Origin of the sequence: Rhizobium sp. M1 (assembly GCF_002531805.1) — a bacterium.
Classification (GTDB): Bacteria; Pseudomonadota; Alphaproteobacteria; order Rhizobiales; family Rhizobiaceae; genus Rhizobium; species Rhizobium etli_C.
The window spans coordinates 23,005-33,945 of sequence record NZ_NWSW01000012.1 but is presented as its reverse complement, the minus strand read 5'-3'; the positions used below and the strand labels follow the sequence as shown (position 1 = coordinate 33,945).

Sequence of the window (10,941 nt, the reverse complement as noted above, 5' to 3'; positions counted from 1 at the left end):
CGAAAAGGAAAACCTGCATGATCCAGCGTTATCAGAAGGGTTCGCGTATGAGCCAAGCCGTCAGCTATGCCGGTCTCGTCTATATTGCCGGCCAGGTCGCGGACAATCGCAAGGCTGATATCGAGGAGCAGACCCGCGACGTGCTCGACAAGATCGACGCCCTTTTGAAGGAAGCCGGCACCGATCGCTCGCGTCTCCTCGCCATCAACGTCTTCCTGCCGGCAATTACCGATTTCGAGGCGATGAACGGCGTTTATGACAGCTGGATCGACATCGAAAACCCACCGGCCCGCGCCTGCACCGAAGCCCGCCTTGCCGACCCGGACCTGCGCGTCGAAATGACCGCAGTCGCCGCCCTTTGATCGAAGGCAAGCGCTAGAACTGGAGACATCATGCACAGCGGTCTCGTCAATCCGATCGACTTTTCGCGCGAGGGCCGCCAGGCCGGTCATCTCGTCATTCCCTATTCGATCGACCGTTCGCCCTATTATCAGATCCGCATTCCGATCCTTCGCCTCAAAAGTGGAGAGGGGCCGTCTTTGCTGCTGATGGCCGGCAACCACGGCGACGAATATGAGGGCGAACTGCAGCTCGGTCGGCTGATGCGCCTGCTTGACGTCGCTGACATAAGTGGCGCCGTCACCATTTTGCCGATGGCGAACCTGCCGGCGGTGATGGCGGCCAAACGCTGCTCGCCCTTCGACGGCGGCAACCTCAACCGGGCCTTTCCCGGCGATCCCATGGGGCCGCCGACGGCGCGCCTGGCGCATTTCCTCGAACACGAACTCTTCCCGCGTCACGACGTCGTCTTCGATCTGCATTCAGGCGGCACGTCGATGGCGCACCTGCCCTGCACGCTGATCGAGCGGCAGGCCGACGCCACCCGCTTCGAGCGATCCGTCGCGCTGATGCGGGCGATCGGCGCCTCGCATGCCTTCATCGCCGACAATGGCCTGGCGGCGCCGACATCGATGGGGGCGGCCGCACGGGCCGGAACCATCGGTCTTTCCGGCGAGTTCGGCGGTGGCGGAACCGTGACGCCCGCGACGATGGCCTTCACGGCGGCGGCGATCGACCGGCTGCTTGTGGCGCTCGGCATCGTCGGGCGTCCGGTCCTCTCCCGCACGCTGCTCGCCGAACCGGGGCCGTTGCAGCTGCTGTCGCTCTCCCGGCACAGCCAGGGCATCTATGCCGAGCGCAGAGGCTGGTTCGAGCCGGCCGCAGTCCTTGGCGCCACCGTTTCGGCCGGCGACCTCGCCGGATGGTATCACGATCTGGAACGCCCGGAGCAGCCGGAGGAAGATCTGCGCTTTGCCGAGGACGGCATCGTCATTTCCCACCGGCTGCATTGCGACAGCCAGGCCGGTGACTGCCTGATCCAGGTCGCCGAACCGATTGCCGCTTAGAGAAGCCCGTCGACTGCCGCCTTGATCCAGTCGAGACGTTTGGCCGGGATCAGGCCGTAATTGTAGAAGTTCACGCCGTCGGCGCCGGCATTGACGGCGGCTTTGGCGCGGGCCGCCAGCACCGCGGCTTCACCCACTTCTGGATAGAAGACGCGCAGGCCGACGCCGAGGAATTTCTGCGGCCCGATCGCCGCCCGGCCGGCGCGGATGACATCGCCGATCGCATTCGGCTCCATGTCGTAGCAGCAGAGGATCGCCCCGTCGCAGAGCCTGCCGACGGCTGAGAGATCGACGCCGCCGAGCCAGCCGTCCTTCAAATCGATGAGCACGATGCGGGTGGCCGGATCGGCCGCCGCCTTGATCTCGCCGATCAGGCTGGTCACCGGTTCGCTGCGCCAGGCGAGATAGGCATGCAGATCGGGATGGTCGCGGAAGGCATCGATGCCGGCTGCCGGGAAATCCGGGAACTGCCGTTCCGGAACGGCCCGTTCGCAGAGTTCGGCGATGAAACGCGCAACCGTTCGGCGCGCGCCTTCGACCGGCACGCCGGCCCTTGCCGCGCGCGTCGTGCAATGGTCGCAGAAGCAGAGCGACAGCAGGAAATCGTCTTCGGGGTTAAGGCCGACGCCGTCCTTCTCATGATGATATTCATGCGCGAAGCCCATGAAGTTCGGACTTTCCAGTTCCACCATGTCGGGCCGATAGGTCGTGGTGATGTCGTGGACAAGGGTGACGGCATAGGCGCGCGCCGCCGGGCTGGAGGGGCAGAGGTTGTAATAGTTGGGATTGCCGAAGGCGTTGCGCGTCACATGGTCGGGATGCAGCATGCCGAGGCGGCTATTGTGGAGGCAGACCGTCCAGCAGGAGACCTTGAGCCCCGTCGCCTCCCGCTCACGGACCAGCGCTTCCAGCATGTCGCCGCGCTCGCTCACATTTCGGGCCATCAGCGGCTGGATTATTTTGTCCTGCCACAGGCTTTCATCCGACCTGAAGTAGACCGTCCCGTCTTCGGGAAAATAGGCCTTCTGCTGCGGACTGCGCGGCTGGAGGAAGCGGCCGGCATGATAGGAGGTCGCCAGGCTGACCGTGTTGAGGCCGGCGCGGCCGCGCAGCTCGGCGGTAAAGGCGTCGAGCCCCTGGTCCTGGATATCCCAGGGGTAGGTCCACATCGAAAGGTGCATGCCGCGCTCCGCTCAAGTCTGTCCGCTTTATAGAACATGTGTCCACAATAGTGTCCAGGCTGATCTTTGAACGCGGAGGGCGGCGAAAGCCGCCCGCCCTGCCCTGTCATCGGCTGATCGTCGCCTGCAGCGCATCGATGGAGGATTGGATGCCGGCCTCGGTCGACATGGTGAAGTCTTCCATTTCGAGGCTGACCCAACCGTTATAGCCGACCATCCGCACGACCGAGAAGAACTCCTTCCACCACTGCAGATCATGGCCGGCGCCGACGGCGACATAGTTCCAGCTGCGGTTGGCGACGTCGGTGACGTCCTTGAGCTCAAGCAGGCCGTTGACGTCGGCGAGGCCCCGCTCGATGCGGGTGTCCTTGCCGTGGCAATGATGGATGGCGTTGCCGAGTGCACGGGCCGAAGCAATCGGGTCGGCGCCCTTCCAGAACAGATGGCTCGGATCGAGGTTCATGCCGACCGACGGGCCGACCTCGTTGCGCAGGCGGAACAGGGTTTCCGGGTTCCAGACGAGCATCGCCGAGAAGTTTTCGAGTGCGTATCTCTCGACTCCGACTTCGCTCGCGAGCTTCACCAGGTCATGCCAGAGCGGGAAGGCGCGATCTTCCCACTGGTAGCGATCGCGTTCCGGCATCTCGTCCGGCCAGCTCTTGGTGTAGACGAGCCAGTTCGGTACGCTGTCTCCGGGGGCTGCTTCCGGCAGGCCGGACATGGTGACGATCGTCTTGACGCCGATTTCGCCGGCAAGACGGATCGTCTGCTCCATTTCCTTGCGGTGACGCTTGCCCATGTCGCCCGGATCGAGCGGATTTGCCGAGCAGTTCAGCGCCGCGATTTCAAGGCCACGCGCTTCGATTTCCCTAAGCTTGGTTTTCAGAAGCCCCTTGTCTTCCAGCAGTTCATCAGCGCGGAAATGCGGGGCACGCGACCAGCCGCCGCCGGTCATTTCGATGCCTTCGACACCGAGTTTGACGCATTTGTCGAGCATGTCCGTGAAGGACAGGTTGCCCATGACGTCGGTGCAGATCGAAAGTTTCATATCATTGTCTTTCTAAAAGAGGGGTGGGGAACGCGCCCGGGAGGAGGATGGAGGAGATCCGGCGCGCCCCCGGGACTGATCACTCGAATGCGACCCAGGCCGCGCCCGCATCGGCCGAGCGGACGCAGTTTTCCAGCCAGCGCACGCCTTCGGTGCCGGCTTCGATGCCGGGATAGTGATGGCCCTTGAGGAAGGCCTCGTCGCCGCGGCGTTTTGCATCGATCGCCTGGGCGATCCAGAGGTAGATGTTCGCCCAGCTGTCGCCGAGGCCTTCGGTGTGCAGCGCGCCCATACGGTCGGCCGCCAGGCTTTCCTCTTCGAGATAGGGCATGCCGTGATGCAGCGTGCGGTTTGGTTCGCCCTGCACTTCATAGATCAGCTGGTCGGGATGGGAATCCGACCATTCGATCGAGGCCTTGGAGCCGACGAAACGATAGCGCTGCGAACCCATGTTGCCGGCATTGACCGACGACACCCAGAGGCGGCCGCGGGCGCCGTTGTCGTAATGCATGAGAACGGTCGCATGGTCTTCGAGCGGCGCGCGGGTCGGAATGAAGGCCTTGCGGTCGCAGAGCAGCTTTTCGATCTTCAGATGCGGCAGCACCACTTCGGAGAGATAGTAGAGGTGCGTGCCGATATCGCCGAGAACGAAGGTCGGGCCGGCGGTCTTCGGATTGGTGCGCCATTTCACCGCCTCGCTGGCGCCGACATCATCGCCCGCATTGAAGCCGTGGGTATATTGCATGTCGACGATGCGGATCTCGCCGAGCATGCCCTTCCTGACCATCGCCGCCATCTGATGAACCAGCGGATGGCCGGTGAAACCATAGGTGACGCCGACGATCAGCCCCTTTTCTTCGGCGAGCTTCGCCACCTCGTCGCATTCGGCGACGGTAAAGAACAGCGGCTTTTCGCAGATCACGTGCAGGCCGGCTTCCAGGCATGCCTTGGTGATCTCGTAATGGGTGAAATTCGGCGTGGCGATCGAGACGACTTCGACGCCGTCCTCGCGTCCGGCCTCCCTGGCGATCAGCTCCTTATAGTCGCCATAGCACCGCTCGGCGGCAACGCCGATCTTCGTGCCGAAGTCGCGCCCGCGCTCGGCGTCGAGGTCGAAGGCGCCGCAGACGAGCCGATAGGTGCCGTCCCGCTGGGCGCCGGTTCTATGTTTGTAGCCCACCTGCCCAGTGCGGCCGCCGCCGACCATGCCCCAGCGCAAGGGGCGCTCGATGGATCTTTCTCCGTTGATCATCTGATCATTGCTCCTGAAATGGCCTGCCGCGTCATTCCGCCGCCATGGCGGTCGGCGCTGCGTAAAGCTTGGGTTTCGGTATCATGTTGACGGGTTCGAGGCCGCCGCTGGTCACGGCTCTGAGTGCGGCATCGGCCACCAGCGTGGCCGCGTAACCATCCCAGGTGGAAGGACCGCCGGCCGTGCCCTTGGAGGCGGCGACGATCCATTCACGGAATTCCTGGTCGTAAGCCTCGATGAAGCGTTCGCGCCAATCCTCGGGGATCGCCTGGCGAATGCCGCGCGAATCCGAGATCACGGTTGCCGGGCGGTTCGGAAGTGCGGCGACACCTGCCTCGCAGCTGATCTCGCCGCGGATGTCGTAGCCATAGGCGATGTTCACCGAGATCTCGACATCGACAAGCGCGCCCGAGGCCATGTGTAGGAGCACGAAGACCGGATCGCGCAGCTCGCCGCCGCGCGAGGACCGGCGCGGCACACGCACCTCCACCCCGGTGATTTCATCGGAGAGGAGCCAGCGGGAAATGTCCGCATCATGGACCAGCGTGTCGTTCAGCGGCATCTCCGAGGTGTAGAGCCCTTCGGGAACCGAGGCATTGCGATGTACGGAATGGAAGAGTAGCGGCGCGCCAAGCTTGCCGCCGTCGATGACCGCCTTCAGGCGGCGGTAATCGGCATCGAAACGGCGCATGAAGCCCACCTGCACGAGCCGCCGGCCGACGGCCGCTTCCGCCTCCATGACGCGAAGTGCGGCCGCCTCGGAGGTCACCAGCGGCTTTTCGCAGAAGACCGGCTTGCCGGCGGCAAGGCAGGCGAGCAATTGCTCCTCATGGGCCGGCCCCCAGGAGCAGATGATCACGGCTTGCACCTTTTCCGAAGAAATCAGCGCCGAGGGGGTGGCGAATACCTCCGCTCCCGCGGGGGCGGCAGCGGCAGCGCGGGCCTGGTCGATATCGGTCACACCGACGATTTCGACTCCGGAAACGACGTTCGTCAGGCGGCGGATATGATCCTGACCGATCATACCGGTGCCGATGACGCCAACCTGAAGGGTCATTTCGCCCCCCAGTGCTTATCGATGTAGCGCTGCATTTCCGCGCGCATGAAGGTACCGCTCTGGTCCGCCTTGTCTTCCCAGGCAAACACGCAGGCGGTCATGATGCCGTCGAAGCCGATCTCGGCCAGCGTGCCGAAGAACTCGTCCCAGGGAACCTCGCCCTGACCGATATTGAGGTGCTGGTGCACCCGGGCGTTCGTGCCGGGCGGATTGAGGATATATCTGAGGCCCGACGAAGCCTTGTGGTTGAAGGTGTCGCCGACATGGACATGCGCCAGCACGTCCTTCGCCTCGCGCAGCATCGCCTTGGTATCGTCGCCGAAATAGAAGGTATGCGGAGCGCAATAGAGGAACTTGACGCTCTTCGAATTGACCGTGCGGATGATGTCGAGCGCCGGCTGCAGCGTTTCGCACCAGTCTTCCGGATGGGGCTCGACATTGAGCTGGATGCCCTCGCGCTCGAAGAGCGGCACCAGCTCCTCCATCGAACGCCACCAGGCATCCTCGCAGGCCTCGATCATCGAGCCGGTGTGGCAGCAGTAGCACGATCCCTTGTCCGGATGCGGGCCGCGGCCGAACTCGGAATTCATCGTGTCGACTTCCAGCTCGACTGCGATCTCGATGGCGCGCTTCCAGTGCTTGACGGCGGCCTGGCGTTCGGTCTCGTCGTTGGAGGCCCAGCGGTACATCGGCAGCAGCGAGGCGATGCCGACATCCGCCTCCTTCAGCGCGCGCTTCAATGATTTGATCCGCTCGGGAAAGACGCGCGGCGCCTTGAACCATTCGAGGAAATCTCCGCGCGGGGAGAGTTCGATCCAGTCGTAGCCGAGTTCCTTGACCTTCCCCGGCAATTCCTCGAGCGAGAGATGCCGATGCATGAAGGGGTCGATTGCGATTTTCATTTTGACCTCCGGATTCCAGACATGATTTTCCTTCTCCGGCGGCGGTCTTTCTGCCGCTGCCGGATATTGTGTGCTTTGCGCTGTGTCGTTGTGGCGCCGTCAGCGGTTACTCGGCTGGCGGCGGGTGTCCCTCATGGCTTGCCATGTAAGTATCGATTTGAGCTTCGAGGCCCGCCATGGTTTCCCCGCCGGCCATCAGGTCGGTAATCTCCTCGCGGGTCTTCTCGCCTCGGCGGAAATCGGCGGCGATCGCCCCGCGGATGAGAACGGCGAAGTGGTCGCCCACCGCCATCGCATGCATGACCTGGTGGGTGATGAAGACCACCGCCAGGCCCCGCCGCTTCGCCTCGTTGACGATCCGCAGCACATGGGCCGCCTGCTTGACGCCGAGAGCGGCCGTCGGTTCGTCGAGGATCAGCACGCGCGCGCCGAAATGCACGGCCCGGGCAATGGCGAGCGACTGGCGTTCGCCGCCCGAAAGCCCGCCGACGAGACGATCGCCATCGTCGATCCGGGTGATGCCGAAATCCTGGACGGCCTTGACGGCAATCTCGTTGGCCTTCCTGCGGTCATAGACCTTGAACGGACCCCAGCCCTTGGTCGGCTCGACGCCGACGAAGAAGGAGCGGCCGATCGACATCAGCGGAAATGTGCCGCCGAACTGATGCACCGCCGAGATGCCCTTTTCCTGCGCATCGCGAGGCCCGCTGAATTCCACCGGATTGCCATCCATCAGGATGGTGCCGCGCGTCGGCTTGTGAACCCCGGCCAGCGTCTTGATCAGCGTTGACTTGCCGGCGCCGTTGTCGCCGAGCAGGCAGAGCACCTCGCCCGCACGGACTTTGAGCGAGATGTCGTGCAGCACGTCGATCGGGCCGAAGCTCTTGTCGACATTCTGGAGTTCAAGGATCGGAATAGTGTCGGACATGGTTGACGCTCACTTCTTTTTCTTCGGTACGAAGCTCAAGGCCATCTGCCGGAACGTGTTGTTCATCAGAACGGCGGCCATCAGCATCACCCCGATAATCAGGTTGGACCAGTTGCGGTCGATGTCGGTGAAGTAGATGCCCTGGCTGACGACGGCAAAGGTCAGCGCGCCGAGAAAGATCCCGGCGACCGAACCGAAGCCGCCTGTGAGCAGCACGCCGCCCACCACGATCGAGACGATCGTATTGAAGATGTAGTTCATGCCGCCCGAGACCTGCGCGGAATTGAACAGGATGGCGCCGCACATTCCGACGAAAGAGGCGGCTGTGGCCGAGAGAACGAAGAGGACGATCTTCAGCCGGTCGGTCGGGATGCCGGCATTGCGGGCGCTGACCTCGTCGCCGCCCATGGCGACGATCCAGTTTCCGTAGCGCGTTGCGTGCAGCACGAAACCAAAGACCACCGTCAGCGCCAGCCACCACAGGATGATCACCTGGAATTTGCCCTGGATCAGGTCGCCGAACACCGTCTTGGCCCAGGCCGGAGCATTGAGCGGAACCGAAGCGGCCCCGGTCAGGATGACCGATCCGGCAAGCACGAGCCCCTGCACCGCAACCAGCGTGCCGAGTGTGATGATCAGCGAGGGCACGCTGGTGCGCACCGCCAGCAAACCATTGATCAGCCCCACGACAATGCCGATGGCGAGCACGCCGAGCATGCCGATGACGATCGGCAGCTCGTAATAACCCGACAGGATGGCGATCGTCATCGAGCCCGCCGGGATCATCGCACCGATCGAGATATCGAGCTCACCTGATATCATCAGAAGGCCGACAGGCAGGGCGACGATCCCGAGATTGGCGGCGAAATTGACCCAGCTGGCCGCGCCGAACAGCGCAGCGAGGCTGACGCCGCCGAAGGCGACATAGAAGGCGATCACCGCGACGAAGCTCAACACGGCGCCGAATTCCGGCCGGCGTACAAAGTGTCCAATGGAAAAACCGTTCATCTCTCCGCCCTCACTTCTTCTTTTTCGCGGCATAGGACATCGCCATCAGCCGGAACTTGTCATTCATCATCACGGCGAGCAGCAGGAGCGCGCCGATGATGACGCTGCCGAGGTTCGGGTCTATGCCGGTGAAATAAATGCCCTGATTGACGATCGCGAAGGTGAGCGTGCCGAAGACGATGCCCACGACGGATCCGGCGCCGCCGGTCAGAAGCACGCCGCCGATGACCACGCACATGATCGAATTGAAGATGAAGGATTGCCCGCCGAGCACCTGTGCGCTCTGGTAGACGAGCACCTGGCTGACGCCGACGAAGGCGGCGGAAAAGCCCGACAGCATGTAGAGCGCGATGGTGAGCTTTTCCGTCGGAATGCCGGCGTTGCGGGCCGAGACCTTGTCGCCGCCGAGAGCGAAGATCCAGTTGCCCACCGGCGAAATGTGCAGCAGGCAGAAGAACGCTGCTGCGAACAGCACCCACCAGAAGATCGTCACCTGGAACATGCCGCCGATGAAATCGCCGAGGATTGCTTTGACGGTCGGATTTGGCACCAGCGATACACCGGTGCTGCCGGCAATCAGCACGGTGAAGCCCAGCGTCAATCCCATGACGCCGAACATCGAACCGATGGTGACGATCAGGGACGGGACGCGGGTGCGGTTGACGAGATAACCGTTGAAAAATCCGACGAGGAGCCCGACACCGAGGCCGGCGGAAATCCCGACGATTTCGGGAAGACCGTAGTGGCCGGAAACGATCGCCACCGTCAGCGATGACGCCGGGATCACCGCGCCGATCGAGAGGTCCATTTCGCCTGCGATCATCAGGAGCCCGATCGGCAGCGCGACGATGCCGATCTCGGCCGCGACATTCAGCCAGCTCGCATAGCCCGCAGCGGACAGGAACACCTTGCCGCCCAGCAGGGCGAAGAAGACGAACACCGCAATCAAGCCCAGCAACGAGCCCGCTTCGGGGCGCCGCGAAAGCTGACCGATGGTCGCTTTGGCATGGCCGCCCGAAGCAACCGACGGGGCGAGGACATCGTTTCTCGCGTTCATTTGACACCACCAATAAAGCCGCGTGACCGGTAACGGTCGGCGCTTTTTGAAAGAATGGAAGCTGCCTGCGTGAGGGACAGGCAGCTTCACGACGTTGGGCCGATCCCTTACCGGGCGCCGGCTTTCACGCCTGCCATAGTGGCATCGACGTTCGAGGCGTCGATGACGCCGGGGCCGGTCAGGATTTCCCGGGTCGGCACGGTGAGGCCGTAATTGACATTGCTGTTCAGGATCGAGACCGCCAGGTAGCCCTGCAGGTAACCCTGCTGGTCGATCGCGCAAAGCTGGCTGCCGCTCTTGATGTTGTTCAGGACGGTTTCATCCATATTCATGCCGCAGACCTTGACCTGGCCCTGCTTGCCGGCCTGCGTTACGCCGTTGACCGCGGAGTTCGTGTCGACGTTGCCGATCGCGAAGACCGCTTTGATCTCCGGATGCTGCAGCAGATGCGCCTTGAGGGCCTGCGCGACGGCGGTCGCCGAACCGAATGACGTTGCCGGCAGCGGCAGCGACGAACCGGTGCCGCCGCCTTCGGTCACACCATCGGTCATGCCTTTGCAGAAAGCTTCGATGTTTGCCGCACCCGGCAGCGTGTTGAGGCAGACGGCGTTTTTCAGGTCGTGCTTGGCGAAGTAGCTGCCCGCGGCCTTGCCGGAGAGGTAGTCGTTGGAGCCGACATAGTTCATCGCACCGAGGCGATCGGCGGCTTCGATGCCGCCGGCATTATAGATGACCAGCGGAATTTTCTTGTCGACCACCGCTTTGAAGGCTGGGTCCATGGCTTCCGGCACCCAGTCCGGACCGACGATCGCATCGGCGCCCTGGTCGATGGCCTGACGGATCAGTTCGGCCGCATCGACGCCGAGATTGTCGTAATTCTGAGGCCCGAGCCAGACGACCTTGCCGCCCTGTGCCTCAACGACCTTGCCGGCATCCTCGGCGCCGCGCTTGACGATCGACCAGAACGGATCGTCCGGCTTGCCGCCCACGACGAAGATGTTGGCGGCCATAACGGCCGTGGCAGTGCAAGTCATGATCGCGACAGCCGATGCGGTTGCCGCAAGGCGGCGAAATTTAGTCATTTCTATCTCCTCCCTTGGCC

Annotated in this window: 11 protein-coding genes; 2 read left to right on the top strand and 9 right to left on the bottom strand. The window is 63.2% G+C overall.

The genetic code is table 11. The annotated features are described in order from the left end of the window. The first annotated feature begins 17 nt into the window (after positions 1 to 17). On the top strand, positions 18 to 362 hold the full coding sequence (locus CO655_RS13110; protein WP_097664952.1) for a RidA family protein: 345 nt from the start codon (positions 18 to 20) through the stop codon (positions 360 to 362). A gap of 30 nt (positions 363 to 392) precedes the next feature. Beyond that, positions 393 to 1,406 (top strand): succinylglutamate desuccinylase/aspartoacylase family protein, encoded by a 1,014-nt coding sequence (locus tag CO655_RS13105; protein ID WP_097664951.1) that lies wholly within the window; start codon positions 393 to 395, stop codon positions 1,404 to 1,406. Here the strand turns inward: CO655_RS13105 and CO655_RS13100 are convergent. The 9 genes from CO655_RS13100 to CO655_RS13060 form a co-directional block, all read right to left on the bottom strand. Beyond that, on the bottom strand, positions 1,403 to 2,587 hold the full coding sequence (locus tag CO655_RS13100) for a hypothetical protein (protein ID WP_097664950.1): 1,185 nt from the start codon (positions 2,585 to 2,587) through the stop codon (positions 1,403 to 1,405). The two genes, CO655_RS13105 and CO655_RS13100, sit on opposite strands and share 4 nt — an antisense overlap. Positions 2,588 to 2,693: 106 nt before the next feature. Then, positions 2,694 to 3,635 (bottom strand): sugar phosphate isomerase/epimerase, encoded by a 942-nt coding sequence (locus CO655_RS13095; RefSeq protein ID WP_097664949.1) that lies wholly within the window; start codon positions 3,633 to 3,635, stop codon positions 2,694 to 2,696. Between the two features lie 79 nt (positions 3,636 to 3,714). After that, entirely contained in the window at positions 3,715 to 4,887 is a 1,173-nt protein-coding gene (locus tag CO655_RS13090) for a Gfo/Idh/MocA family oxidoreductase (protein WP_097664948.1), read from the bottom strand. Between the two features lie 31 nt (positions 4,888 to 4,918). Continuing rightward, on the bottom strand, positions 4,919 to 5,944 hold the full coding sequence (locus tag CO655_RS13085) for a Gfo/Idh/MocA family oxidoreductase (RefSeq protein ID WP_097664946.1): 1,026 nt from the start codon (positions 5,942 to 5,944) through the stop codon (positions 4,919 to 4,921). Next, positions 5,941 to 6,846, bottom strand: coding sequence for a sugar phosphate isomerase/epimerase (locus tag CO655_RS13080; RefSeq protein WP_097664945.1), 906 nt, complete (start codon positions 6,844 to 6,846; stop codon positions 5,941 to 5,943). The genes CO655_RS13085 and CO655_RS13080 overlap by 4 nt, the downstream gene beginning before the upstream one ends. A 106-nt stretch (positions 6,847 to 6,952) precedes the next feature. Then, positions 6,953 to 7,774 (bottom strand): ATP-binding cassette domain-containing protein, encoded by an 822-nt coding sequence (locus CO655_RS13075; protein WP_097664944.1) that lies wholly within the window; start codon positions 7,772 to 7,774, stop codon positions 6,953 to 6,955. Positions 7,775 to 7,783: 9 nt separating this feature from the next. Next, positions 7,784 to 8,782, bottom strand: a complete 999-nt coding sequence (locus CO655_RS13070) for an ABC transporter permease (protein ID WP_097664943.1) — start codon at positions 8,780 to 8,782, stop codon at positions 7,784 to 7,786. A 10-nt stretch (positions 8,783 to 8,792) separates the two neighbouring features. Next, complete coding sequence (locus tag CO655_RS13065; RefSeq protein WP_097664942.1) at positions 8,793 to 9,839, bottom strand: ABC transporter permease; 1,047 nt, start codon at positions 9,837 to 9,839, stop codon at positions 8,793 to 8,795. Positions 9,840 to 9,946: 107 nt separating this feature from the next. Next, entirely contained in the window at positions 9,947 to 10,921 is a 975-nt protein-coding gene (locus tag CO655_RS13060) for a sugar ABC transporter substrate-binding protein (RefSeq protein WP_176539243.1), read from the bottom strand. Between the last annotated feature and the right edge of the window lie 20 nt (positions 10,922 to 10,941).

Excerpts from the sequence above, each read along its gene's own strand:
- CO655_RS13085 (WP_097664946.1), bottom strand. The coding sequence starts at position 5,944 with ATGACCCTTCAGGTTGGCGTCATCGGCACCGGTATGATCGGTCAGGAT.
- CO655_RS13110 (WP_097664952.1), top strand. The coding sequence starts at position 18 with ATGATCCAGCGTTATCAGAAGGGTTCGCGTATGAGCCAAGCCGTCAGC.
- CO655_RS13065 (WP_097664942.1), bottom strand. The coding sequence starts at position 9,839 with ATGAACGCGAGAAACGATGTCCTCGCCCCGTCGGTTGCTTCGGGCGGC.
- CO655_RS13075 (WP_097664944.1), bottom strand. The coding sequence starts at position 7,774 with ATGTCCGACACTATTCCGATCCTTGAACTCCAGAATGTCGACAAGAGC.
- CO655_RS13090 (WP_097664948.1), bottom strand. The coding sequence starts at position 4,887 with ATGATCAACGGAGAAAGATCCATCGAGCGCCCCTTGCGCTGGGGCATG.
- CO655_RS13100 (WP_097664950.1), bottom strand. The coding sequence starts at position 2,587 with ATGCACCTTTCGATGTGGACCTACCCCTGGGATATCCAGGACCAGGGG.
- CO655_RS13060 (WP_176539243.1), bottom strand. The coding sequence starts at position 10,921 with ATGACTAAATTTCGCCGCCTTGCGGCAACCGCATCGGCTGTCGCGATC.
- CO655_RS13080 (WP_097664945.1), bottom strand. The coding sequence starts at position 6,846 with ATGAAAATCGCAATCGACCCCTTCATGCATCGGCATCTCTCGCTCGAG.
- CO655_RS13095 (WP_097664949.1), bottom strand. The coding sequence starts at position 3,635 with ATGAAACTTTCGATCTGCACCGACGTCATGGGCAACCTGTCCTTCACG.
- CO655_RS13105 (WP_097664951.1), top strand. The coding sequence starts at position 393 with ATGCACAGCGGTCTCGTCAATCCGATCGACTTTTCGCGCGAGGGCCGC.
- CO655_RS13070 (WP_097664943.1), bottom strand. The coding sequence starts at position 8,782 with ATGAACGGTTTTTCCATTGGACACTTTGTACGCCGGCCGGAATTCGGC.